Here is a 24,043-nt window from a genome sequence, read left to right on the forward strand (position 1 = left end):
TCCGGAGAATTTCCCGGAAGCCAGCGTGTCCACCCAGGAGGATGTCCGTGCCCAGATCTGTTGCAGTCCACCGCCAGGCAGTGGTGGAACTGCTCACCGACGTTTCTGCGGGCAAGGGCAACATCACCCTGCCACTGCTGGAGGCGCTTGGTAAAGCGCTCGCCGTCGATGTCTACGCGCCGCTCTCCTTGCCCCCGTTCGCCAATTCCCAAATGGACGGTTTCGCCGTCCGCTCAGCAGATATTCCCGACGGCGGTGCGGAGCTCCAGGTAGCGGAGCCGGTTCCGGCAGGCGCCGCGCCGGAAGCACTGAAGCCCGGCTTTGCCGCCCCCATCATGACCGGGGCCATGATCCCCGACGGAGCCGACGCCGTCGTGCCCATTGAAAAGGCGACGCCAAACACTTTTCCGGACCCTGCCGCAGTGGAGGCTGTCGTGGAACTGCCTCCGGTCGCTCCCGGCACCTACGTGCGGGACAGCGGCAGCGACATCAGGAAAGGCACACTGGCGCTGCCTGCCGGTACCCGGATGGGACCCGCGCAGTTGGGGCTTTTGGCGGCGTTGGGGCTGACAACCGTCGAAGTCCGCGAACCTTGGTGCGTCCTGCTGGTCACCACCGGGGACGAGGTAGTGGAACCGGGGGAAGAACTCACGACCGGCAAGATTTTCGATTCCAACGGAACACTGCTCGAAGCCTCCCTACGACAGGCCGGCCTGGACGTGGTCCGCACTGGAATATCCGATGACGACCCCTCCAAGCTGCTGGCGGTGCTCCGACGTCACACCGCGCAAGCGGATAGCCGCGTCGATGTCATTCTCACCACCGGGGGAGTGAGCAAGGGAGCCTACGAAGTGGTCCGGCAAGCCATGGCGAACCAGCCGGTGGATTTCCTTCCGGTGGCCATGCAGCCAGGAGGACCGCAGGGACTGGGCACCTTTGACGGTGTTCCGTTCCTTGGCTTTCCGGGAAATCCGGTCAGCTGCCTGGTGTCATTTGAGATGTTTCTCAGGCCGGCCCTTTCGCAGGTACTGGGAACGCCCGCGCCGAGGCCGGTGCTGAAGGCCCGCTTGGCCGAACCCCTGGCCTCGCCGGAAGGCAAACACCAGGTCCGTCGGGGAACCGTGGACGCGGACGGAACGGTCCGGATGGAAGGAGGTGCGGGTTCGCACCTCGTCCATGCCTTGGCCCGGGCGAACGCCCTGGTTCAGATACCTGGCGACGTCACGGAACTCACCGACGGAGACGAAGTGGAAGTATGGATGCTGTGAAGCAAACTCCCGCGACTACAGAACACTCCGGCGGACTGACCCACCTCAGGCAGGACGGCACTGCACAGATGGTGGATGTCTCCGAAAAAGCAGTCACTACCCGTGTTGCAACGGCTACAGCCACTGTCCGCAGCACCCCCAACGTACTGGCCCTCCTTGGTGCCGGCGAATTGCCCAAGGGCGATGCCCTCGCCGTGGCTCGCGTTGCAGGGATTATGGCGGCGAAGAAGACTCCTGAGCTGATTCCGCTGTGCCATCCGTTGCCGATCTCCAAAGTCACAGTGGACTTCGAGCTGGGCACTGACTCGGTTGAAATCCTGGCCACCGTCAAGACCCGGGGTGTGACCGGCGTCGAGATGGAAGCACTGACGGCGGCTTCCGTAGCGGCCTTGAGCGTCTACGACATGATCAAAGCCGTGGACAAGCACGCAGTGCTGACCGATATCCGCGTGCTGGCTAAGAGCGGCGGCAAAAGCGGCGACTGGGACATTTCCAAAGAATCAACCGTAGAGGGGGCCGGCGCATGAGCGCGTGCGAGCCGAACGCTCAGCGGAAGGCCGGCGTCGTCATAGCATCCACCCGTGCAGCCGCAGGCGTGTATGCCGACGAAACGGGTCCGATTATTCTCGATTGGCTCAGCGAGCACGGCTTCGATACCTTCCCCACCATGGTGGTGCCGGACGGTGAGCCGGTTGGTGCTGCCCTGAGGGCCCTCCTGACGCAGGAACCCGCAGTGGTCATCACCAGCGGTGGAACGGGTCTTAGCCCGGATGACCGCACACCCGAAATGACGCTGCCGCTGCTCGAACGTGAGATTCCGGGCATCATGGAGGGAATCCGGCGCGCCGGTGCCACCAAAACCCCCATGGCCATGCTGAGCCGTGGCCACGCCGGGGCAGTGGGGAAGACGTTCGTCATCAACCTGCCCGGATCCCCGAAGGGCGTCATGGACGGGTTAGCTGTCCTGGACCCTGTGATCGGGCACCTCTGCGAGCAATTGGAAGGAAACCATGGGCACTGAAACAAACTTTGAGGTGGTCAGCGCTGTCCTTAGCGCCGAACCCATTTCCGTGGACCAAGCCATCAGGGCGGTCGAATCCGATACCGCCGGGGCAGTGGTCAGCTTCAGTGGCGTTGTTCGAAATCACGACGGCGGCAAGGCGGTGGACCGCCTAAGCTACAGCGCGCATCCCACGGCACACCAGGTGATGTCAGATGTCGTTGCGCAGTTGGTCTCCGAGCACTCCGGTGAAGCTGCGCAGCCCGTTCGGATCTGGGCTGCCCACCGGATCGGCATGCTGGAGATCGGTGACCCCGCGCTGGTATGTGCTGTGGCTGCTGCGCACCGCGGCCAGGCGTTCGCTGTGTGCGCTGAGCTCGTGGACCGCGTCAAGGAGCAAGTCCCCATTTGGAAGGAACAGTTCTTCACTGACGGCACCGTGGAGTGGGTTGGAGCAGGGGAGTAGGCCGGAGTAACGGTTCCTGCCGGGCCGCGGCCCGGCGGTAGGGTTAACGGCATGACCGAACAACTTGCTGTTGCAGTGCTGGGCGCCCACGGGCGTATGGGAATTGAAGCCGTTAAGGCTGTTGACGCAGCCGACGACATGACGCTCGTAGCCGCTCTCGGCCGCGGCGATTCCCTGGAGAAACTGCTCGACGCCGGTGCGCAGTACGTTGTCGACCTCACCGTTCCCGACATCACGGAGACCAACGTCCGGTTCGCCGTGGAGCATGGCATCCACGCCGTTGTAGGTACCACTGGTTGGGATGCCCGCCGCCTTGATTCCTTGCGGAGCCTCTTGGAGCAGAAGACGGACACCGGCGTTTTGATCGCCCCGAACTTCGCCCTCGGATCGGTGCTTGCGTCCGCGTTCGCTGCGAAGGCGTCGCAATATTTCGAGTCCGTGGAAATCATCGAACTGCACCACCCCAACAAAGTGGACGCTCCATCCGGCACGGCAGTGCGCACGGCACAGCTGATCGCCGAAGCGCGTCAGGAAGCCGGCGTCCCGGCGAGCCCGGACGCCACGGAAACATCGTTGGACGGTGCCCGGGGCTGCGACGTGGACGGGGTTCGTGTCCACAGCGTTCGCCTCCGTGGCCTGGTGGCTCATCAGGAAGTGCTTTTTGGCGGTCCAGGCGAGCAGCTGACGCTGCGCCATGATTCGTTCGACCGCGCCTCTTTCATGCCCGGCGTCCTGCTGGGGCTTCGGAAAGTTGCAGCCAACCCAGGCCTCACCGTGGGCCTGGACGGCTACTTGGACTTGGGGCTCTAGGACCATGGGGAATTTCTGGACTTCCTTGAAGAAGAACCGCACCAAAATCTGGGTAGGAGCCATCACCCTGCTGTTGGTGCTTTACCTGGTGGTTTCCGTGCAGCGCTCGTTCCTCTTGCTCGCCGACCCCAACCTGGTAGCCAAGGGGATCGGTGCGGCCTACCTGGTCCTGCCCGTGGTTGGAGCCTGGGCACTCATCCGTGAGCTGCTTTTTGGTGCCCGTACCGAGCAGATGGCCAAGGTCCTGGAGGCCGAGGGCGGCTTGCCGGTGGATGACCTTCCGCGCACTCCGGGCGGGCGAATAGTCCGGGCTGCCGCTGACGCCGAGTTTGAGAAGTACCGGGCAGAGGCCGAGGCCGCTCCGGAGGACTGGCGCTCCTGGTTCCGCCTGAGCTGCGCCTACGATGCCTCAGGCGACCGCAAACGTGCCCGTGCCTCCATGCGCGATGCCGTGAAGCTTTTCCGCTCTCAACCCACCGCAGCGGGCCGGTGACTGCCCAGGCTTGATGCGGTGTGGGCGACCCATTCCAGTGGTCCACGGCGTCGGAGAACGGCGAAACAGACGCCAATGACAACCGCAGTGAGTGCTTGGGCCCAGTACATGCCTTCGTCCGTCCACCCCGGGGGCAACGGCTGGTTGGTGAACCCGGACACTACCCAGACATGGGCTGAGTAGAGGCTCAACGTCATGGCCCCGGGCCCGCTCAGCAGGATCAGGAAGTTGACCTTGATCCGCTCCGCCAGGGTGCCGAGCAGCAGGAACAAGCCGACCACGGCCGCAGCCACGCCACCACTATGCAGCAGGTCCAGGCTGGTCCCGGCATGCGGGGCTGCCGTCGCCAGCCACCACCAGGAACCGGTCTGTTCCAGGCCGGTGACATTGACTTCAAGCATGCTCTCCAAGGGGTAGCCCCTGGTGACCGGGAGGGCTGACAATGCAGCCCGCCCGCCCCACGCCTCCATGGCCAGGATCCCGACGACCTTTGCCAAGCCGGCCACCGCTATTCCGCAAGTGAGCAACAGAACCTGAATCCTCGCCGTCGTCAGCGCCAACCGTCCGATCACCAATCCGATCAGCAGGTACGAGATCCACTGGAAGACGGGGTAATACCCGGTGAAGAAGAGGTCGGCGACGAGGCGTCCAGGCGTCCCGAAATCCTCCCAGTTGGGGTTGTGACCCAATGTCAAGGGAGGGTTCGCTTCCAGTAGTAGAGGCCGTACCAGATACGCCAACAACGGGGACAGCAGGACCCAGCCAAGCGCCCAACAGCAGAGCGCCTTGAGTCGGAGTCCAAGGAACGGCAGGATGCACAGGAACAGGACGGCGTAGTGAACCAGGATGATGGCGACGTTCACATCCAGGCCGCCCAGCATGAGCCCGACGACGGCGATCACCAAGGCGCGCATGGCAACACCACCTCGTGCCGCCCACAGTTCCGTGCCGTTCCTGGGTTCCTGCTTGCCTGTGCTTAGCGCCAGCCCAATACCGGCAAGCACGGCGAAAAGGGCGGCGGATCGGCCTGAGAACATCAGCCCCACAAACGTTGGCTCCCATTGTGGGGAAGGTCCGAACGTCGGCATCACGTGAGTGGCCATCATTCCCAACAATGCCGCACCCCTGGCAGCATCTATCCCGGTAAGCCGGGAGGAGATCGGTCGGCCGCCGGGTGCTTTTCGCATCGGGGCCGTCTCTTGCGAAGTCATGCAGCGATCGTCTCATAAGGCTCTGTGCGGCAACTGTGATGTGACACAAACCCCTTGAATTCGAATATATGTTCGAATAGCATTGCCGCATGAACGATGTTCCAAAGCCGCCGGAAGGCCTTCAAGGACCCATGAAAGCGATGAGCCCCGGCGTCGTCGATTTCCTGTTCAGGCAGCTCGTGGCCGGCGAGCCTCCGGAAGACACCCAGTGGCGCCGCGAAGGTACCGCCCTGGCTGAGCAGACTCCGGGAGCCGAGCTGGCCCGCCGGTTATCCGAGACGGACCTGGCATCGTTGACGCCCCTTGAACTCTTCGAATACGTTCGGGCCTCGCAGCGTCTGGTGGCGTGGGCGGAGCAACTCAAGGACCGGGCTGTGGCGCGCTACTGTGCCGAGGAGCCTGCGACGTCACCGAAACCCGCGTGATAACCGCCGAATAGGATGGCGGGGTGAGTAACCCACCGCCGGTGAATGAGGACCATCACGCGGGACCCATTCTTCCAACACGCCTCTCACAGGGTAACGTTTTTCATATGTCTGACTTGCGCGCCCCCGTTCCCGCCCTTGGTACCCTGCTGACCGCCATGGTCACCCCGTTCACTGAGGACGGCAAGGTGGACTATGACCAGGCTGCAGCCCTGGCGGAAAAGCTCGTTCAGGACGGTTGCGATGGACTCGTGGTCACCGGTACCACTGGAGAGACCTCAACCCTCACGGATGATGAGAACCTCGGCATGTTCCGGGCTGTCAAAGAGGCCGTTGGCGGCAAAGCCGCCATCATTGCCGGGACCGGCACCAACGACACCGCCCACTCCGTGCACCTCTCCCAGCGCGCGGCAGAACTGGGCGTCGATGGTCTGCTGATCGTCACCCCGTACTACAACAAGCCCAGCCAGGCAGGCGTTCGCGCGCACTTCGAGACGATTGCGTCGGCCACGGACCTGCCCGTTATGCTCTACGACATTCCGGGCCGTTCCTCCATTGCGATCGCTCCCGAGACCATGATTGCGCTTGCGAAACACCAGAACATCGTGGCCGTCAAGGACGCCAAGGCGGACTTTGCTGCCGCAACGCGGGTCATGGCTGAGACGGACCTCCTCTTCTACTCCGGTGATGACGGATTGACGCTGCAGTGGATGGCGCTGGGCGCCGTCGGCCTGGTGGGCGTTACCACCCACGTCGCAACACGCCGCTTCCGTGAGCTTATCGACGCCGTCAACGCCAGCGACCTCACCAAGGCAAGGGCCATCAACTTTGAACTGGAACCCGTCATTCGCGCAACCATGACGCGGGTCCAAGGCGCTGTAGCCGCCAAGCAGATTCTCAAGTGGCAGGGAGTCCTGCCCAACTCGGTTGTCCGTTTGCCCCTCGTGGAGCCGGACGCGGCCGAGATCGAAATCATCCGCGGGGATTTGGCAGAAGCCGGAATGGACTTCGACGTCCAGGACGGTTCCGCCGGAAAGTAGCAAAACATGACCCAAACCGCCCTTCCCGGACTGGTTACTCCGCCGAAACTGCCGAAAGGCACGCTGCGGATTGTCCCGCTCGGTGGACTGGGAGAGATTGGCCGCAACATGGCGGTCTTCGAAATCGACGGCAAACTGCTGGTGGTTGACTGTGGCGTGCTCTTCCCCGAGGAGACCCAGCCCGGCGTTGACTTGATCCTGCCTGATTTCTCCTACATTGAGGACCGCCTGCAGGACATCGTCGGCGTCGTGTTGACCCACGGCCACGAGGACCACATTGGCGCTGTGCCCTACCTCCTGCGCCTTAAGGCTGACATTCCCCTGATCGGATCCCAGCTGACCCTTGCCCTGGTGGAAGCCAAGCTTCAGGAACACCGGATCAAGCCGTACACGCTGACAGTGACGGAGGGGCAGGTGGAGCAGTTCGGCCCCTTCGAGTGCGAGTTCGTTGCCGTCAACCATTCCATTCCGGATGCGCTGGCCGTCTTCATCCGCACAGAGGGTGGAAATGTCCTTCACACAGGCGACTTCAAGATGGATCAGCTGCCGCTTGACGGCCGTATCACGGACCTCCGGCACTTCGCCCGCTTGGGTGAAGAAGGCGTGGACCTGTTCATGGCAGACTCCACCAACGCGGACGTACCGGGCTTCACCACTGCCGAGAAGGAAATCGGCCCCACCTTGGATCGATTGTTCGGACAGGCCCGGAAGCGCATCATCGTGGCTTCCTTCTCGTCACACGTGCACCGCGTCCAGCAGGTTCTGGATGCGGCAGCCAAGCATGGCCGCAAGGTGGCATTCGTAGGCCGTTCCATGGTCCGCAACATGGCCATCGCAGCCAAGCTCGGATACCTCGATGTCCCCGAAGGCATCCTGGTGGATATCAAGAACATCGATAACATGCCGGATGACCGCGTGGTCCTCATGTCCACCGGTTCGCAGGGTGAGCCAATGGCTGCACTTTCCCGTATGGCCAACGGTGACCACCGTGTGATCGTGGGCAAGGGCGATACCGTGATCCTTGCCTCCAGCCTCATCCCGGGCAACGAGAACGCCGTTTTCCGTATCATCAACGGCCTGCTCAAGCTCGGTGCCGATGTGATCCACAAGGGCACTGCAAAGGTTCACGTGTCCGGGCACGCAGCGGCCGGTGAACTGCTCTATTGCTACAACATCCTCGAGCCCCTGAACGCGATGCCCGTCCACGGCGAAACCCGCCATCTGATTGCCAATGGCAACATCGCGCTCGAATCGGGCGTTCCGTCCGAGGGCATCATCCTGAGCGACAACGGCACAGTTATCGACCTCAAGGACCACAAAGCGAATGTCGTCGGCCAGGTGGAAGTCGGTTTCGTCTACGTCGACGGTTCCAGCGTGGGCGAAATCACCGATGCCGACCTCAAGGATCGTCGCGTCCTGGGGGATGAGGGCTTCATTTCCGTCATTACGGTCATCAGCCGCACCACCGGCAAGATCGTGTCCGGCCCGGAGATCCACGCCCGTGGTGTGGCCGAGGATGACTCCGTCTTTGACGAGATCATTCCCAAGATCAACGCCGCGCTCGAAGAAGCTGTTCTTAACCACACTGATCACACCAACCACCAGTTGCAGCAGGTGGTCCGCAGGATTATCGGCACGTGGGTGAACCGCAAGCTTCGCCGCCGTCCCATGATCATCCCGGTAGTCCTGGAAGCGTAGCCAGCCAGCAACATTCATGCCCAAGGGGGCCTGAAATCCGCGGATTTCGGGCCCCCTTGGGGTAGCGTGGCACTTATGGCGACCCGTACTACCTCCACGCCACGAGGCAGCTCCAGCAGTAAATCCGGCGGCACAGGCCGGAGCACAGCCGCATCCAAAACCAGCGGAGCTGCTTCGAAAAGCAGCGCAGCCGCGACCAAGAGCGGTCGTGGCAGCACTGCCCGTACCAAGCAAACGGCCGCCGTCGAGCCCCAGGCTCCGCTGCCGCTGCGGATGCTCTCAGGTTTCTGGCAGGGGATCGGCCATGTGGTAGGCGCCGGGGTCCGGCGAATCGGTTATGACGTCAGCGATCTCCACCCCGACGATCGCCGGGATGGTGCAGCCCTGTTCAATTTGGTGTTGGGCATCGCGATCGCCACCTTCGCCTGGTGGGGTCTGACCGGGTGGCTCCCGGACATGGTTTACAGCGTGGTCAACGGCACGTTCGGTTGGATGTCCCTGATCCTGCCCTTCATGCTGTTCGTCTGTGCTTTCCGGCTTTTCCGAAAGCCACAGGACGGCCGTGGGAACAACCGCGTGGGCATCGGCTTCATAATCATGACCCTGGCCGGTTCGGGCCTGGCCCATGTCATTGGTGGCCTCCCCACCGTTGCAGAAGGCTTCGACGGCCTGCGCAAGGCCGGTGGAATGCTGGGCTTCCTCGCAGCCGCACCTCTGGCTGCAATCCACGTGGCTGTTCCCGTAGTCCTCTATGGGCTGTTGGCGTTCGTGTCCGTGTTGATCGTCACGGCCACGCCGTTTGGTGCCATTCCGTCCCGGATCAGGGGTGCCTATGAACACCTTATGGGCGTTGACCTTATGGACGAGTCCGGCAAGGACGCCCACGACCGCAGCTACCTGTATGAAAACGACGCTGCCGCCAAGCCCAGGAAGAAGAAGCGTATGCGCTTCTTTGGCAAGGATGAGGAAACAGATACGAGCTTGGAGGGTTACGTCGGGGACGAGGCCTTCGAGCATGCAATAGTCGACGACGACGAAACTCCAGGTGCGTCCGCACCGCGCGTTCCGCCGGGTGTACGTCGTCCAACGCAGGCAGAGATCGCCGTCGGGAAGATCAAGGCCGCCCAAGGCCTGGGCGCCACGCCTGGGATCGAGAACCCCACCGAAGCCATTCCGATTCTTACTCCGGACATGACCGAACCCGCGGCTCCCGTAGTCCAGGTTCCGGCGAAGCCCGCAGGGGCGCCCCTCCCACAGACACCCATCCCGCAGCGCACGGAGCAACTGTCCCTGGCAGGTGATGTCACCTACACCCTGCCGGCATCGGACTACCTGACGCCCGGATCCATTCCGAAGGAGCGCACGGAAGCCAACGACGCCGTCGTCGCCGCACTGACGGACACCCTCACGCAGTTCAACGTCGAGGCAGCTGTGACGGGCTTCAGCCGCGGTCCCACTGTGACCCGCTATGAGATCGAGTTGTCTCCGGGTACCAAGGTGGAGCGTGTCACCGCCCTGTCCAAGAACATCTCTTACGCCGTGGCGTCCAGTGATGTCCGCATCCTGAGCCCGATTCCCGGCAAGTCCGCCATCGGCATCGAGATTCCCAACACAGACCGTGAGACCGTGTCGCTGGGCGATGTGCTGCGCAGCCAGAACGCACGCCGGACCGACCACCCGATGGTCATGGGTGTCGGCAAGGACGTTGAGGGTGGCTACGTGGTGGCCAACCTCGCCAAGATGCCCCACTTGCTCGTCGCCGGTGCCACCGGTGCTGGTAAGTCGAGCTTCGTGAACTCCATGATCACCTCCATCCTCATGCGCGCCACACCGGATGAAGTGCGCATGGTCATGGTGGACCCCAAACGCGTGGAACTCACGGCATACGAGGGCGTACCGCACCTCATTACGCCCATCATCACCAACCCCAAGAAGGCCGCCGAAGCCTTGCAATGGGTGGTTCGCGAGATGGATGCCCGCTACGACGACCTCGCAAACTACGGCTATAAGCACATCGACGACTTCAACAAAGCGGTCAGGGCAGGCAAGGTTGTCCCGCCGTTGGATTCCAAGCGCGTCATGAAGCCATACCCGTACCTGCTGGTGATCGTTGACGAGCTCGCCGATCTCATGATGGTGGCCCCGCGGGATGTTGAAGACTCGATTGTCCGCATCACCCAGCTGGCACGTGCCGCCGGTATCCACCTGGTACTTGCAACGCAGCGCCCGTCCGTGGACGTTGTGACCGGTCTGATCAAGGCGAACGTCCCGTCCCGTATGGCGTTTGCTACGTCTTCCGTAACTGACTCCCGTGTTGTGCTGGACCAGCCTGGCGCTGAAAAGCTCATTGGACAGGGTGACGCCCTGTTCCTTCCGATGGGTGCTTCCAAGGCCATGCGTGTCCAAGGTGCCTGGGTTACCGAATCCGAGATCCATAAGGTCGTGGAGCACGTCAAGGGACAGCTGCAGGCCGTCTACCGCGACGACGTCGCTGCCGAGGCACCCAAGAAGCAGATCGACGACGACATTGGGGACGACCTCGAGGTCCTGCTCCAGGCAACAGAGCTTGTGGTGACCACGCAGTTCGGCTCAACGTCCATGCTCCAGCGAAAGCTTCGTGTGGGATTCGCCAAAGCCGGCCGCCTTATGGACCTCCTCGAGTCCCGTGGCGTCGTTGGTCCTTCGGAGGGCTCCAAGGCGCGCGACGTCCTGGTCAAGCCCGATGACCTCGCCGCGGTGCTAGCAGCGATGAAAGGCCAGGAGTCACCCGCAGCGCCCGACGCGCACACGGCGGCCCTGAGCGATAACGCGAACTCGAACATCGCCGTCGGAGGTTATGCCGAAGACCTTGTCCAGGCGGACCTGGACAACCGGACGCAAGCCATCGAATACTACGACGGCGCTGACGGCCCGAACGACGACGAAGAGGGCGGAGAGGACGCCTGGTCGCTCACGGGAAGGTAGCCCAAAGAAGGTAGCCTTGTTGGGTGACTACAGCCGAGGGTGATAACGCGACTTCCAGCAGCTCCGACGTCTGGAACCTGCCCAACATCCTGACGATGCTCCGCATCGTCCTGGTTCCGTTCTTCGTATGGTTCCTTGTGGCCGACGACGGCGAGTACGGGATCTGGCGCTGGGCGGCTGTTGTCGCCTTCGCGGTGGCCATCTATACGGACAAGCTCGACGGCGACATCGCCAGGGCGCGTGGTCTGATCACCAATTTCGGCAAGATTGCCGATCCCATCGCCGACAAGCTGCTTATCGGTTCCGCGCTGGTTCTCCTATCCATCCTGGGAGAGTTGCCCTGGTGGGTCACCATCCTCATCCTGGTGCGGGAGTGGGGGATTACCGCTCTTCGGTTCGTCGTTATCAAGTACGGCGTCATGCCGGCTTCCCGCGGTGGCAAGCTGAAGACAGTAATCCAGACCGTAGCCATATTCCTCTACATCCTGCCGCTGAAGGCGATCGCTCCCTGGCTGGGCGACGTCGCCTTCTGGGTGATGATGGTGGCGCTGGCCATCACCTTGTGGACCGGCGTCGAATATGTCATCCAAGCGCTGAAGCTTCGCGCGGCCGGGCGGCGTGCATGACGCTGAATGACGGCGCTTCCGCCGCCGCGCAAACGGCGACGGCGGCAGTCGCTATTGCCATCGGTAACAAGCTCACTGTGGCTACAGCCGAGTCACTGACAGCCGGGATGGTGGCGGCAACGCTGGCCAACACACCGGGAGCATCAGGGATGCTGCAAGGCGGCGTGATTGCCTACCAGAACTCAGTGAAGGCCGGTGTGCTGGGAGTTCCGCAGGAACTACTTGCGGACGCCGGCTCAGTGGACGGGCAGGTGGCCGAGGCAATGGCCGACGGCGCCCGGCGCGTCTGCGGCGCCGATCTCGGGATTTCCACCACGGGTGTGGCGGGACCCGAGCCCCACGACGGCAAAGCAGTAGGAACCGTGTTCATCGGAATAGCCGGCAGATCCGGAACCGAATCGTTTGAGTACAGTTTTTCGGGGGACAGGCAGTCCATCAGGGAGCAGGCCTGTGAGGCCGCCTTGGCGCGTCTGCTTGCTGCACTGAGTGGCGTTGGTTACCGTTCGTAAAGTAGTCGGGAACAAAAACTGATTGCCAATAGTTGTGTCATTGTGTCGCTTCGGAAGAGCCGGGGCGCCTAGGATGTAAAAACCAACCCGGTCCGCCAGCCAGCGAACCGGATGAATGAGGGAGCAAGGCGATACAGATGGTAAAGCAGCCCGTATCCGTGAACGGCGTTGTCCGCTGGAAGGATGTGGGCTTGGCTGATCAGGCACAGAGCGAACAGAAGGAGCGCAAAATGGTTGTACTACGCCACGAGATCGGTGATGTACTGCGCGATGTCCGCCAGCGTCAGGGCCGTACCCTCCGCGAGGTTTCGCACAGCGCCCGCGTCTCACTTGGTTACTTGAGTGAAGTTGAACGCGGCCAGAAGGAGGCTTCTTCCGAGCTCCTGTCCTCTATCTGCACAGCCCTGGATGTTCCGTTGTCCCACATGCTTCGCGAAGTCAGCGATCGCGTGGCCGTCGCAGAAGGTGTTGCAGTTCCGGACACCGTTCCGCAGGAATTCTCCCAGCGTTACGGTCGCGATCTGGACCTCACGGATGATTTCCCGCAAGGAATGCTCTCCGGAGCCCGGTAAGCGTTCCAGCAAAACCATGGAAAAGGTCCCCAGCCTCAGGCTGGGGACCTTTTTCGTTGAATTTGGGGTGTCGGTTGCGGAGGGTGCTGCTCAAACGCCTGCGGGCTTGTCCTCGACGTCGATCTCCGGTTCCTTCACGTTGAGCACGCCGTCCCCGTAAATGGCGTTGAGGCGGCCCATGTAGTCAGCAAGCGTCTGGACATCCTCGAGGGGCCATTCGCCGAGCCGTTCACGGAAGACCTGCCTGCGGGCATCTTGAACCTGGTGCATCTTCTCTTCGCCCTTTTCCGTCAAACGGATGGACTGCGCCCTGCCGTCCTGGGGATCGGCCTCCTTGTAGACGAGGCCGATGCTTTCCAGGAAGGCAATCTGGCGGCTCACGGAAGGCTTGCCCACTCCGATGCAGGTGGCGAGGTCGGTGAGTCGGATGGGACCTTCCCTGCGGATGACCGTGAGGAGCCCATAGGCGGCCGGTTCCATGTCCGGATGTACCTGGCGTGACAACTGATGCGAGATGGAACGGGCGCGGCGCCAGAGCAGGCTCAGCTGGTGTTCCACCTGCTGGAGGGCGTCGTCTGCGGCGTCGCCTGGCACGGCCGGACCTGGCGTGCTCTGGAGAGGATTGCTCATGGCAACCATTCTAGAGTCCGGCGCCATGAGAGACTCTATCCGTGAGGGCAAGTGACTTTTGGCGATTAATGCACGACGAATTCGGGGCAGGCTACTCCCGGGTCCTGGCCAACTCCCTGGTACTCGCCGGCGTTGGCGGGCGAACTGCCGTAGAGGCTTTGGCCTCCGGTCACCAACCCCGCGAAGTCTGGTTGGCCGTGTGCGAGGTCCAGGATGTTCCCCCCGAACGCAGGCTGGGCAGGGACATCAAGCCGGCTTCCAGCTGAACTCCGGCACACGATGCGGACTGCCGTCCGAGGTGGGACACGCCGGAACATTGTTCGAATATCTGTTCGGATGGGGATATGCTCCTGTGAGAGGAAAATTGATCTCGAAAGACGCATTCCAGAGCTTCCGGCAGCCCGGGTTATCCACATAGCCGGTGCCGGCTACTAAAAATGTCAGAGCACCGTAATAGCGTCAGACATGACAGGAAAGCGGCCTTTCGGGCCACTCCACAGCGAGAAAGCATCAGAGGTGTGAACCATGGCGGCAACCCCGGATCGTGAAAAGGCGCTCGAAGCAGCGCTTGCCCAGATCGACAAGCAGTTCGGCAAAGGCTCCATCATGCGCCTGGGTGATGACACCCGCGCCCCGATTGAGGTCATTCCGACCGGCTCCATTGCATTGGATGTCGCCCTTGGCATTGGCGGCCTGCCCCGGGGGCGCGTGGTGGAAATCTATGGTCCGGAATCCTCGGGTAAGACCACCGTGGCCCTTCATGCTGTTGCCAACGCACAGCGCGCAGGTGGCATCGCAGCGTTCATTGACGCCGAGCACGCACTTGACCCGGACTACGCCGCCAAGCTTGGCGTGGACACGGATGCACTCTTGGTTTCCCAGCCGGACACCGGTGAGCAGGCATTGGAGATCATGGACATGCTGGTGGGCTCCGGCTCGCTGGACATCGTGGTCATTGACTCCGTAGCCGCCTTGGTACCCCGTGCCGAAATCGAAGGCGAAATGGGCGACTCCCACGTTGGCCTCCAGGCTCGACTCATGAGCCAGGCCCTGCGTAAGATCACGGGCCGCCTGAGTCAAACCAAGACCACCGCCATTTTCATCAACCAGTTGCGTGAAAAGATCGGTGTGTTCTTTGGATCCCCGGAAACAACCACTGGTGGCAAGGCCTTGAAGTTCTACGCCTCAGTGCGAATCGACGTTCGACGCATCCAGACCCTCAAGGAAGGTGCTGACTCCGTCGGTAACCGCACCAAGGCAAAGATCGTCAAGAACAAGATGGCTCCGCCGTTCAAGATCGCCGAGTTCGACATCATCTACGGTCAGGGGATCTCCCGTGAGGGAGGCATCATTGACATGGGTGTGGAGCACGGCATCATCAAGAAGTCGGGCTCGTGGTTCACGTATGACGGCGATCAGCTGGGCCAGGGCATGGAGAACTCGCGTCGATTCCTGCGAGACAACCCTGAGCTCGCCCAGGAACTGGAGCGCCTCATCAAGGAAAAGCTTGGCGTGGGCGTTGTAAAGACTGAAGAAGATTCCCCGAAGCTGAAGGCCGTTGACGGCTAGGAGAGGGCCGGAGCCGGATTCTTCCGTTGCGGCCGATCCCGAACCTGATCCCGAATCCGTGGCGCGTGCCATCGTCCTGAGGCAGTTGACGATGGCGCCGCGGAGCCGGCTGCAACTGTCCCGGAAACTCGCTGAACGGAACGTTCCCGAGCACGTGGCGGAGGCAGTTCTGGACCGCTTCGAAGAAGTTCAGTTGATCGATGATGCTGAGTTCGCCAGGATGTGGGTCCGCAGCCGTTCGCAGAGCAAGAAGCTTGCCAAAGGCGCCATTCGTCGGGAACTGGCAGACAAAGGCATAGAGCTGGATACGGCAGAGGAAGCCCTGTCGAAACTCAGCGACCAGGACGAGGAATCGGCTGCCCGGGAGCTCGTTCAGCGCAAACTGCGGCCCAGCATGGATCTGTCAGATCGGGCAGAGCGGGACAAGTACACCCGCCGGCTTGCATCAATGTTGGCCCGCAAGGGGTACGCCCCCTCCATGGCGTTCAGGATCGTCGGTGAGGTGCTGGCAGAAGCCGGTACCCTTGAGTAGTGAGTTTGACCATTCCCTCCCCAACAGCTGCCGCCACTCCTTCTGCCGAGCCCAGGACCTATCAGGTTCGTACTTTCGGCTGCCAGATGAACGTCCATGATTCAGAGCGCATGGCGGGACTCCTCGAAGAAGCCGGTTATGTGGCCGCTGAAGGTGAAGTGGCCGACGTCGTGGTCTTCAATACATGCGCTGTGCGGGAGAACGCAGACAACAAACTCTATGGAAACCTTGGCCAGCTTCGGCAGGTCAAGGAAGCAAACCCCGGAATGCAGATTGCTGTTGGTGGCTGCCTGGCCCAGAAGGACCGGGAAACCATTGTGAAGAAGGCGCCGTGGGTGGACGCCGTGTTTGGAACGCACAACCTGGGAGCGCTGCCGGCCCTGCTGAACCGCGCCCGGCACAACAATGAGGCGCAACTCGAGATTCTCGAATCCTTGGATGTATTCCCGTCAACGCTCCCCACCAAGCGAGACTCTGTGTATGCAGGTTGGGTGTCAATCTCCGTGGGTTGCAACAACACCTGCACGTTCTGCATCGTGCCCTCGCTTCGTGGCAAGGAGAAAGACCGGCGTCCCGGCGAGATTCTGGCGGAAATTCAGGCTCTCGTGGATGACGGGGCTGTGGAAGTCACGTTGCTTGGCCAGAATGTGAATTCCTACGGTGTGGAATTTGGTGACCGCCAGGCGTTCTCCAAACTCCTCCGCGCATGCGGTGAAATCGAAGGCCTGGAACGTGTTCGTTTCACCAGCCCCCACCCGGCCGCATTTACGGATGATGTCATTGACGCCATGGCCGAAACACACAACGCCATGCCCCAGTTGCATATGCCACTGCAGTCCGGCTCGGACAAGGTACTGAAAGACATGCGCCGTTCGTACCGTTCCAGCAAATTCCTGGGAATTCTGGACAAAGTGCGGGAACGCATCCCGCATGCTGCCATCACTACCGACATCATCGTCGGCTTCCCCGGTGAAACCGAAGAAGACTTCCAAGCGACCTTGGATGTCGTGGAGAAGTCGCGGTTTGCCTCCGCCTTCACGTTCCAGTACTCCAAGCGGCCCGGCACGCCGGCTGCAGACCTTCCAGAGCAACTCCCCAAGGCCGTGGTGCAGGAGCGCTACGAACGCCTCACGGCCCTACAGGACCGTATTGCCGCAGAAGAGAACGCCAAGCAGCTGGGGCGGAAAGTTGAAGTCCTGGTTACAGCGCAGTCAGGACGGAAAGCCGGCGAAACACACCGGTTGTCCGGTCGTTCGAAGGACCAAAGGCTGGTGCACTTCTCCGTGCCGGCCGGAGCCGGAACCCCGCGGCCGGGTGACTTCGTCACCGTGACCATTACCGAGGCCGCAGCCTTCCACCTTGTGGCTGACCCGGCAACAGCAGAGGATTACCTTTTGCGCCGCTCCCGTGCAGGCGATGCCTGGGATCGCTCGCAGGCTGATTCGTGCGGCGTCCCGGCTGCAGGATCGGCGTCAGGCAAGACGGGCGTGGCGTTGGGCATGCCGGCCTTGCCGGTTCGCCGCGCCTAGGCCCGTGAGCCAGGACAGCATGTCGTTTGCCAGTTCGGAACCCCATCAGCCTGTCATCGCCGTTGTTGGTCCCACAGGTTCCGGTAAGTCGGATCTGGGCGTCAACCTCGCTCTGGCCCTGAACGGCGAGGTGATCAACGCCGACGCCTTGCAGTTCTACCGTGGCATGGATATTGGAACTGCCAAGATCACAGTGGAAGAGCGCAGGGGTGTGCCACACCACTTGTTGGACACCATGGACGTCACGCAGGAAGCCAGTGTGGCCGACTTCCAAAATGAATGCCGCGCGGCCATCCATGACATCCATTCACGGGGAAAGCGCGCCATCCTTGTGGGCGGATCCGGGCTGTATGTGCGGGCGGCACTGGATGTGCTGGAATTCCCGGGCACCGATCCGATGCTCCGCAGTCACCTGGAAGAAGAATGCGAAATCAAAGGGCTTGCGCCGTTGCGGGCCCGCCTCGAGGAAGTCGATCCCGTCTCGGCTGCCCGCCTTGGAGACGCACGACGAGTGATCCGGGCATTGGAAGTGCACGGTCTCACTGGCCGCCCTTTCAGCTCGTTCATGCCACAGCGCGAGTATTTCCAGCCAGCACTTCAGATCGGCCTGGAGGTCGATCGGGAGCAACTGCGGGAACGTCTGGGACTGAGGGTGCATCGGATGGTAGATGCAGGACTCCAACAGGAAGTCGAACGACTCGACGCCGTCGGTTTGAGGAGCGGCAAGACAGCTTCGCGCGCTTTGGGATACGCCCAATTCCTTAAGGTCCTGGACGGCGGGATGACTGCGGATGCCGCCGCCGAGGAAACCATCGTGGCAACCAGGCAATTTGCGCGGCGCCAGCTGACATGGTTCCGGGCCGATCCACGAATCACTTGGCTCGACTGGCAGGATCCGGAGCTTCTGGCTAAGGCAGCCAATGCTGTCAATGGGGCCAGCGCGCCCACGACCTAACCGCTGCAATTTCTGGCCAAAGAGCCGTGGCAGGTAGCCTAGATCCATGGACGAAACCGCCGCAGTTCCCGCCCCGCAGCCCGCAACTGCCGGTGCTCCAGTGCCACTTTCCAGCCTCGCCGGGCTGGAGTTCTCCAAGGGTCACGGAACGGGCAATGATTTTGTCCTCATCGCTGATCCCGGTGACGCCCACGAGATCACGGCCGAGCAGGTCGCGCAGTTGTGCGACCGCCATGTGGGCATCGGGGGTGACGGCCTCATCCGGGCAGTTCCTTCCCGTTTTCTCCCTGAAGGTCGTGTCGCCCTTGAGCAGGATCCCGAAGCCGAGTGGTTCATGGATTATCGCAACGGAGATGGTTCGCTGTCCGAAATGTGCGGCAATGGCGTACGCGTTTTCGTCCATTTCCTGATTGCGGAGAACCTGGTGAACCTGGGGCCCGGTCAGACGCTCACCATCGGCACTCGTGGCGGCGTCAAAAAGGTTGTAAGGACAGTCAACGGTTATGCCGTGGATATGGGCCCATGGGAGTTCATCTTCCCCCGGGAGGCCACCAGCAAGGCCATGGATGCGCTGGTAAGCGCTGACGGCCTGGAAGTGGCAAGGCCCGGTCTGTCAGTCAGTATGGGCAACCCCCACACGGTAGTTGCCCTCGCAGAACTCAGCGAGCTGTCAGCCACACAATTGTTCAAGGCCCCCGTGGTGGATCCCAAGCCCGCAAACGGAACCAACGTTGAGTTCGTGGTTCCCGCCGAGCCCCTGGTGGAGGACGGCGTAGGAACCATCACCATGCGCGTTCACGAGCGTGGCGTGGGGGAGACACAATCCTGCGGCACAGGCGCGTGCGCCGCCGCCGTTGCGATTCGTCACTGGGCGGGTGACACGGCTCCCAACGACTGGCACGTGAAGGTACCGGGCGGCGTCGTAGGTGTGAAGTTCTTCCCTGGTGCGGGAGGCCGCGAGCACGTTGAACTTAGTGGCCCAGCCGTCATCGTGGCTACTGGGACGGTTTCCTGACACGGATGATCCTGAACGTCTTGGATGTGCTCTCACGGGAGACCGTGTAGGAGCTGTCCAGCTCGGTGGCCAGCCACCGCTGGAGGGAATCGGAGCCCAGGTTCTTCTGGACAACCAACCAAGCGTTACCGCCCGGCGCCAGCCGGGGCAGCCACGTCAGCAGGAGGGTATGCAATTCGTCTTTTCCGATGCGGATGGGCGGGTTGGACCAGATGGTGTCGAACTCGACGGCGGGGTCTACCTCGTGCGGGAGGCTGGCAGTGACGTTGGTGAGTCCGAGCGCCGCCGCATTCTCGTTGGTCAGCGTGATGCAACGCTCATTCACATCCACCGCATGGACCTTGGCATGTGGTGCCATCAGCCCCAAGGTGAGGGCAATCGGACCCCAGCCGCAGCCGATGTCCAGCAGGTGGCCCTTCGGTGACGGCGGTGGAACCTCGGAGAAAAGTACTGCCGTGCCTTTGTCCACGCCGTCGGGACTGAAGATTCCCGACGAGGTCTGCAGCTGGCGTGTGGCTCCTGCGAGTTCCACAGTGAGCGGCTTGCGGGTGAATGGTCCGGCAGGTTGGGCAGTGAAATAGTGTGCAGACTCCATAATTTGCCAGATTAGTTGGCTATCGTCGGCTTGGGAAACTGCCTCGTTCCGCAGCAGGTTTGACAATGGCTGCTAAAGTGGAACGCATGTTCTTGATCTTCGAGTAATCAGCCCACAAACACCGGAGTCATCCGGCGTTTGACGGTACCGCCCGCGACGCAGGCCCGCTTGGCATTTCAGCCCGGCCGGCTTTTCCGCCCGGCAGGTCCCACTGGCTCAGTCCGGCAACTCCAGAATTTGGAGCCGGACGCTCTGAAGATTCCGCTCCGCACCCTAGTGGACAGCTGTATCCATCCGGCTAAACGCGTAGGGCAGGCAGAGCATCCTCACGTTGGCCAAAGGATCCTCCCCGCGGAGTCAATCACGCCACATTCCAGCAGCCCCTGCCTCCGAAAGGCACCGACTGCCCAGTACACAGGAGGCCCTTTTGGCCGATGTCCGTCAGCCGAGCGCGAATAGCGCCCCATCGAGCACGAAACCGCACTATTCTGGAATTGCCGAACAGTCTAAGGAGACCATGACCACCCAGAAGCACTCCGGATCCGATTCCGACGCCCAGGACATGAGTCCTGAACAAATCCAGGCCGTCATCGACCGGATTCTTTCCAAGGATGTACCTGCGCAGGCATCCGACGACGACGACGCCAACGGTGTGTTCGGCAAGGCGCAGGCGATTTCCACGCTGGACCGTGAACACAGTATCTACGACGGCGACCAGGAAGATTTGGCCGAACGCCGCGCCCTTCGCCGTACCGCAGGACTGTCAACCGAACTTGAAGACGTCACTGAGGTCGAATACCGGCAGTTGCGCCTGGAGCGCGTCGTACTGGCCGGTCTGTGGACTGAGGGGACTCTCGCGGACGCTGAGAACTCCCTCCGCGAGCTGGCGGCACTTGCAGAGACCGCCGGATCCGAGGTGTTGGACGGTTTGGTTCAGCGCCGGCAGAAGCCGGACCCCGGGACCTTCCTTGGTTCCGGTAAGGCCCAGGAGCTCAAGGACATCGTCGCTGCCACGGGCGCAGATACTGTGGTTGTGGACACTGAGCTCGCGCCCTCGCAGCGACGCGGCCTGGAGGACATTGTGAAGGTCAAGGTAGTTGACCGCACCACGCTGATCCTGGATATCTTTGCCCAGCACGCAAAGAGCCGCGAAGGCAAGGCGCAGGTGGAGCTCGCACAGCTCGAGTACCTGCTCCCGAGGCTTCGCGGTTGGGGCGACTCCATGTCCCGCCAGGCCGGTGGCCAGGTGGGTGGAGCAGGCGCTGGAATGGGTTCGCGTGGTCCTGGTGAAACCAAGATCGAACTTGATAGGCGCCGAATCCGCACCCGCATGGCCAAGTTGCGTCGCGAAATCGCCGCGATGAAGCCTGCGCGCGAGACCAAGCGTGCCAACCGCCGTCGTAATGCGGTTCCGTCTGTTGCCATCGCCGGGTACACGAACGCTGGGAAGTCGTCCCTGCTGAACCGCCTGACTGACGCAGGTGTCCTGGTGGAGAACGCCCTGTTCGCCACCCTGGATCCCACAGTCCGTAAGGCGCAAACCCCGGACGGCATCGGCTATACACTCGCAGACACCGTTGGGTTCGTTCGTTCACTCCCAACCCAGCTCATTGAGGCTTTCCGCTCCACGCTGGAGGAAGTTGCGGATGCGGACTTGATCCTCCATGTGGTGGATGCATCGCACCCCGATCCTGAGGGACAGATTGCAGCGGTAAGGGCCGTTTTCACCGAGGTTGATGCCCGCAAGGTTCCCGAGATCATCGTCCTCAACAAGGTGGACGTCGCGGATCCCTTCGTGGTGGAGCGCCTCAAGCAGAAAGAGCCCCGCCATGCTGTTGTGTCCACCCGCACGGGCCAGGGCATCGCGGAACTGCTGGAAGACATCAGCCGGTCCATTCCCCGGCCCGGCGTGCGACTTGAACTGCTCATTCCCTACGACCGCGGGGAAATGATCAGCAAATTGCACAGTTCCGACTCGGAAATCCTCAGCACTGAGCACGAGGAGAACGGGACCCGGGTAGTTGTCATGGTGCGCGAAGGCCTGGCCGCTGAACTGGAGTCATTCGTCAGTAATGGTTGAGAAGGTGGCGGCGGACGCCGTCGAATCGGTGGGGGAGAAGACCACCCTCGAACTGTTGGATCGGGCTGTTGCCGGCATGGGCGGACAAAGCCGTGCCGGCCAGCACGAAATGGCCAAGCATGTCACCCGGGCCATCGAGACCGGGGAGCACCTGCTGGTCCAGGCGGGAACGGGAACAGGTAAGTCGTTGGCTTACCTGATTCCGTTGATCGCTCATTCCATGGACAGCGATAAACCGACTCTCGTGTCCACCGCCACCCTGGCACTCCAAACCCAAATCGTTGGCCGGGACCTTCCCAGGCTGCTGGAGACCATCAACCCTGCCCTTGAGCGCCCGGTCAATGTGGCGCTCGTCAAGGGCAGGGCAAACTATGTGTGCCTGCAGAAGCTCGAAGGCGGGTTCCCCAGCGAAGAGCCCTCCGAAGGGCAGCTGTTCTCCCTCGGCGAGGACACCAGCGTGCCCCACTTTGCTGCTTCCATGGGCGGTCCGCAGTCACAGCTGGGTAAGGAAGTAGTCCGTCTCCGGGAATGGGCTGAGAAGACCGCTACCGGAGACCGCGATGAACTCATGCCAGGGGTCACCGACAGGGCCTGGCGTCAGGTATCCGTGACGTCCATGGAGTGCTTGGGCGCCCAGAAGTGCCCCGTAGCAGAAGAGTGCTTCAGCGAGCTGGCACGCTCACGGGCGGGTGAAGCCGACGTCGTGGTCACCAACCACGCCATGCTGGCCGTCAGTGCCTTTGAAGGCCTGGCCGTGCTGCCTGAGTACGACGTTGTGGTGGTTGACGAGGCGCACGAACTTCAGGACCGCGTGACCGGTGCTGTTTCAGGCCAGTTGTCGGTGGCCATGGTTCACGCGGCGGCATCAAGTGCACGCAAACACACGGCCATTACAGTGGACGCGCTCAACGCTGCCGCGGAGCGATTGGATATGGCCATCGCCGGTGTGCCCAATGGGCTGTTGCCCAACGGCCTCAACGACGAACAGCTGGATTGCCTGGACCAGTTAAGGGACGCCGCTCGCGCTGCGCTCTCGGATTCGAAGACAGATTCATCAAACGCAGTCGACGGCGGACGGCAGTTGGCGCGTTCACGGCTCATGCTGATCCTGGAATTGTGCGAACGCATGCTGGCCGCCAAGGAGAACCGCGAAGTTGTATGGTTCTCCAGGAACAGCACGTTCGACCCGCACCAAGGCTATTCCCAACCGGACGAGACTGCTCCCGCCTTGCTCAACATCGCCCCGCTCAGCGTTGCCGGGCGGCTTCGCGAGGGTCTCTTCGCCGGCCACACGGTGGTGCTGACCTCCGCCACGCTGGCCATCGGCTCGGCTTTCGAACCGGCAGCAGGTGGCCTCGGCCTCATCGGCGACGGTGCCCCGAGCTGGACCGGGATCGATGTGGGTTCGCCCTTTGATTATCCCAAACAGGGTGTCCTGTATGTGGCCAAGCACCTCCCAAAACCCGGTCGTGGTACTTCCCCCGAGGCGCTCGACGAATTGGAAGACCTCATCCGTGCCTCCGGCGGGGGAGCCTTGTGTTTGTTCTCCTCACGGCGTGCGGCCGAAGAAGCAGCCGACGCCATGCGGCTCCGGCTGGACGTGGATATCCTCTGCCAAGGCGAATCCACCATGGCGGCCCTCGTGAAGCAGTTCGCGGATGAGCCTGACACATGCCTCTTCGGGACCATGTCACTGTGGCAGGGCGTAGATGTTCCGGGTGGCTCGTGCCGCTTGGTGATCATTGACCGCATTCCCTTCCCGCGGCCCGATGATCCCCTCATGACTGCGCGCTCACGTGCGGTGGCGCAATCAGGTGGAAATGGCTTTATGGCCGTATCGGCTACGCATGCTGCCATCCGACTGGCGCAGGGTGCTGGCCGCCTGATCCGTTCAACAGGAGACAAAGGAGTAGTTGCAGTGCTCGACTCGCGGCTCTCGACGGAACGCTACGGAGGCTTCCTGCGTGCCGCCCTGCCGCCGTTCTGGGCAACGACGGACCGGGCAGTGGTCCGTGGCGTCCTGGAGCGCCTGGGCTCGGCTAAAGCCCCGTAGGGC

24 protein-coding genes are annotated in these 24,043 nt (G+C 62.1%); 21 read left to right on the plus strand and 3 right to left on the minus strand.

Going from position 1 to position 24,043, the window contains the following annotated elements:
- Window positions 1-41: 41 nt before the first annotated feature.
- Genes AC6CH8_RS03230 through AC6CH8_RS03255 form a run of 6 tightly spaced genes read left to right on the plus strand, consistent with a single transcriptional unit; the run spans window position 42 to window position 4,037 of the window.
- Complete coding sequence (locus AC6CH8_RS03230) at window positions 42-1,268, plus strand: molybdopterin molybdotransferase MoeA (protein WP_498188606.1); 1,227 nt, start codon at window positions 42-44, stop codon at window positions 1,266-1,268.
- Window positions 1,256-1,795, plus strand: a complete 540-nt coding sequence (gene moaC, locus AC6CH8_RS03235; RefSeq protein ID WP_476117536.1) for a cyclic pyranopterin monophosphate synthase MoaC — start codon at window positions 1,256-1,258, stop codon at window positions 1,793-1,795. Before AC6CH8_RS03230 ends, moaC begins: the two co-directional genes overlap by 13 nt.
- Window positions 1,792-2,289, plus strand: a complete 498-nt coding sequence (locus tag AC6CH8_RS03240) for a MogA/MoaB family molybdenum cofactor biosynthesis protein (RefSeq protein WP_498188607.1) — start codon at window positions 1,792-1,794, stop codon at window positions 2,287-2,289. Before moaC ends, AC6CH8_RS03240 begins: the two co-directional genes overlap by 4 nt.
- Window positions 2,279-2,734 carry a molybdenum cofactor biosynthesis protein MoaE gene (locus AC6CH8_RS03245; RefSeq protein WP_364305542.1) on the plus strand — a complete coding sequence of 152 codons (456 nt, stop codon included), beginning with the start codon at window positions 2,279-2,281 and terminating at the stop codon, window positions 2,732-2,734. The genes AC6CH8_RS03240 and AC6CH8_RS03245 overlap by 11 nt, the downstream gene beginning before the upstream one ends.
- A 51-nt stretch (window positions 2,735-2,785) precedes the next feature.
- Window positions 2,786-3,544, plus strand: coding sequence for a 4-hydroxy-tetrahydrodipicolinate reductase (dapB, locus tag AC6CH8_RS03250; RefSeq protein WP_498188608.1), 759 nt, complete (start codon window positions 2,786-2,788; stop codon window positions 3,542-3,544).
- 4 nt (window positions 3,545-3,548) lie between these two features.
- Complete coding sequence (locus tag AC6CH8_RS03255) at window positions 3,549-4,037, plus strand: hypothetical protein (RefSeq protein WP_178996311.1); 489 nt, start codon at window positions 3,549-3,551, stop codon at window positions 4,035-4,037.
- Here the strand turns inward: AC6CH8_RS03255 and AC6CH8_RS03260 are convergent.
- Window positions 4,013-5,248, minus strand: a complete 1,236-nt coding sequence (locus tag AC6CH8_RS03260) for a heparan-alpha-glucosaminide N-acetyltransferase domain-containing protein (protein ID WP_498188609.1) — start codon at window positions 5,246-5,248, stop codon at window positions 4,013-4,015. The genes AC6CH8_RS03255 and AC6CH8_RS03260 overlap by 25 nt on opposite strands.
- 89 nt (window positions 5,249-5,337) lie before the next feature.
- Between AC6CH8_RS03260 and AC6CH8_RS03265 the strand changes: the two genes are divergently transcribed.
- The 7 genes from AC6CH8_RS03265 (at window position 5,338) to AC6CH8_RS03295 (ending at window position 13,082) form a co-directional block, all read left to right on the plus strand.
- A complete protein-coding gene (locus AC6CH8_RS03265) occupies window positions 5,338-5,673 on the plus strand; it encodes a hypothetical protein (protein WP_498188610.1) in 336 nt (111 codons plus the stop codon).
- A 107-nt stretch (window positions 5,674-5,780) separates the two neighbouring features.
- A complete protein-coding gene (gene dapA, locus AC6CH8_RS03270) occupies window positions 5,781-6,713 on the plus strand; it encodes a 4-hydroxy-tetrahydrodipicolinate synthase (RefSeq protein WP_091466479.1) in 933 nt (310 codons plus the stop codon).
- A gap of 6 nt (window positions 6,714-6,719) precedes the next feature.
- Window positions 6,720-8,411 carry a ribonuclease J gene (locus AC6CH8_RS03275; protein ID WP_091466481.1) on the plus strand — a complete coding sequence of 564 codons (1,692 nt, stop codon included), beginning with the start codon at window positions 6,720-6,722 and terminating at the stop codon, window positions 8,409-8,411.
- A gap of 75 nt (window positions 8,412-8,486) precedes the next feature.
- Window positions 8,487-11,375: an FtsK/SpoIIIE family DNA translocase gene (locus AC6CH8_RS03280; RefSeq protein ID WP_498188611.1), complete on the plus strand. Its 2,889-nt coding sequence runs from the start codon at window positions 8,487-8,489 to the stop codon at window positions 11,373-11,375.
- 23 nt (window positions 11,376-11,398) lie between these two features.
- Window positions 11,399-12,001, plus strand: a complete 603-nt coding sequence (gene pgsA, locus AC6CH8_RS03285) for a CDP-diacylglycerol--glycerol-3-phosphate 3-phosphatidyltransferase (RefSeq protein WP_498188612.1) — start codon at window positions 11,399-11,401, stop codon at window positions 11,999-12,001.
- Window positions 11,998-12,510 (plus strand): CinA family protein, encoded by a 513-nt coding sequence (locus tag AC6CH8_RS03290; protein ID WP_498188613.1) that lies wholly within the window; start codon window positions 11,998-12,000, stop codon window positions 12,508-12,510. Before pgsA ends, AC6CH8_RS03290 begins: the two co-directional genes overlap by 4 nt.
- 137 nt (window positions 12,511-12,647) lie before the next feature.
- Window positions 12,648-13,082 (plus strand): helix-turn-helix domain-containing protein, encoded by a 435-nt coding sequence (locus AC6CH8_RS03295; RefSeq protein ID WP_014921288.1) that lies wholly within the window; start codon window positions 12,648-12,650, stop codon window positions 13,080-13,082.
- A 90-nt stretch (window positions 13,083-13,172) separates the two neighbouring features.
- On the opposite strand, the gene AC6CH8_RS03300 is transcribed toward AC6CH8_RS03295, so the two are convergent.
- Window positions 13,173-13,712, minus strand: coding sequence for a MarR family winged helix-turn-helix transcriptional regulator (locus AC6CH8_RS03300; RefSeq protein WP_178996299.1), 540 nt, complete (start codon window positions 13,710-13,712; stop codon window positions 13,173-13,175).
- 41 nt (window positions 13,713-13,753) lie between these two features.
- On the opposite strand from AC6CH8_RS03300, the gene AC6CH8_RS03305 reads away from it, so the two are divergent.
- The 6 genes from AC6CH8_RS03305 (at window position 13,754) to dapF (ending at window position 19,312) form a co-directional block, all read left to right on the plus strand.
- Window positions 13,754-13,978, plus strand: coding sequence for a DUF3046 domain-containing protein (locus AC6CH8_RS03305; RefSeq protein WP_498188614.1), 225 nt, complete (start codon window positions 13,754-13,756; stop codon window positions 13,976-13,978).
- Window positions 13,979-14,237: 259 nt separating this feature from the next.
- The gene (recA, locus tag AC6CH8_RS03310) at window positions 14,238-15,281 is read left to right on the plus strand and encodes a recombinase RecA (RefSeq protein ID WP_011774305.1); all 1,044 of its coding nucleotides are present in this window, start codon (window positions 14,238-14,240) and stop codon (window positions 15,279-15,281) included.
- Entirely contained in the window at window positions 15,271-15,813 is a 543-nt protein-coding gene (locus AC6CH8_RS03315; protein WP_498188615.1) for a regulatory protein RecX, read from the plus strand. The genes recA and AC6CH8_RS03315 overlap by 11 nt, the downstream gene beginning before the upstream one ends.
- Window positions 15,813-17,342, plus strand: coding sequence for a tRNA (N6-isopentenyl adenosine(37)-C2)-methylthiotransferase MiaB (miaB, locus tag AC6CH8_RS03320; RefSeq protein ID WP_498188616.1), 1,530 nt, complete (start codon window positions 15,813-15,815; stop codon window positions 17,340-17,342). The genes AC6CH8_RS03315 and miaB overlap by 1 nt, the downstream gene beginning before the upstream one ends.
- A gap of 19 nt (window positions 17,343-17,361) precedes the next feature.
- Complete coding sequence (miaA, locus tag AC6CH8_RS03325; RefSeq protein WP_498188666.1) at window positions 17,362-18,297, plus strand: tRNA (adenosine(37)-N6)-dimethylallyltransferase MiaA; 936 nt, start codon at window positions 17,362-17,364, stop codon at window positions 18,295-18,297.
- A gap of 46 nt (window positions 18,298-18,343) precedes the next feature.
- Window positions 18,344-19,312, plus strand: a complete 969-nt coding sequence (dapF, locus tag AC6CH8_RS03330; protein ID WP_498188617.1) for a diaminopimelate epimerase — start codon at window positions 18,344-18,346, stop codon at window positions 19,310-19,312.
- On the opposite strand, the gene AC6CH8_RS03335 is transcribed toward dapF, so the two are convergent.
- Window positions 19,293-19,907: a class I SAM-dependent methyltransferase gene (locus AC6CH8_RS03335; RefSeq protein ID WP_498188618.1), complete on the minus strand. Its 615-nt coding sequence runs from the start codon at window positions 19,905-19,907 to the stop codon at window positions 19,293-19,295. The genes dapF and AC6CH8_RS03335 overlap by 20 nt on opposite strands.
- Window positions 19,908-20,424: 517 nt before the next feature.
- Between AC6CH8_RS03335 and hflX the strand changes: the two genes are divergently transcribed.
- Window positions 20,425-21,987, plus strand: a complete 1,563-nt coding sequence (gene hflX, locus AC6CH8_RS03340; protein ID WP_498188619.1) for a GTPase HflX — start codon at window positions 20,425-20,427, stop codon at window positions 21,985-21,987.
- The gene (locus AC6CH8_RS03345; protein ID WP_498188620.1) at window positions 21,980-24,040 is read left to right on the plus strand and encodes an ATP-dependent DNA helicase; all 2,061 of its coding nucleotides are present in this window, start codon (window positions 21,980-21,982) and stop codon (window positions 24,038-24,040) included. Before hflX ends, AC6CH8_RS03345 begins: the two co-directional genes overlap by 8 nt.
- Window positions 24,041-24,043 lie beyond the last annotated feature (3 nt).

This window comes from Paenarthrobacter sp. GQ52 (genome assembly GCF_059759005.1).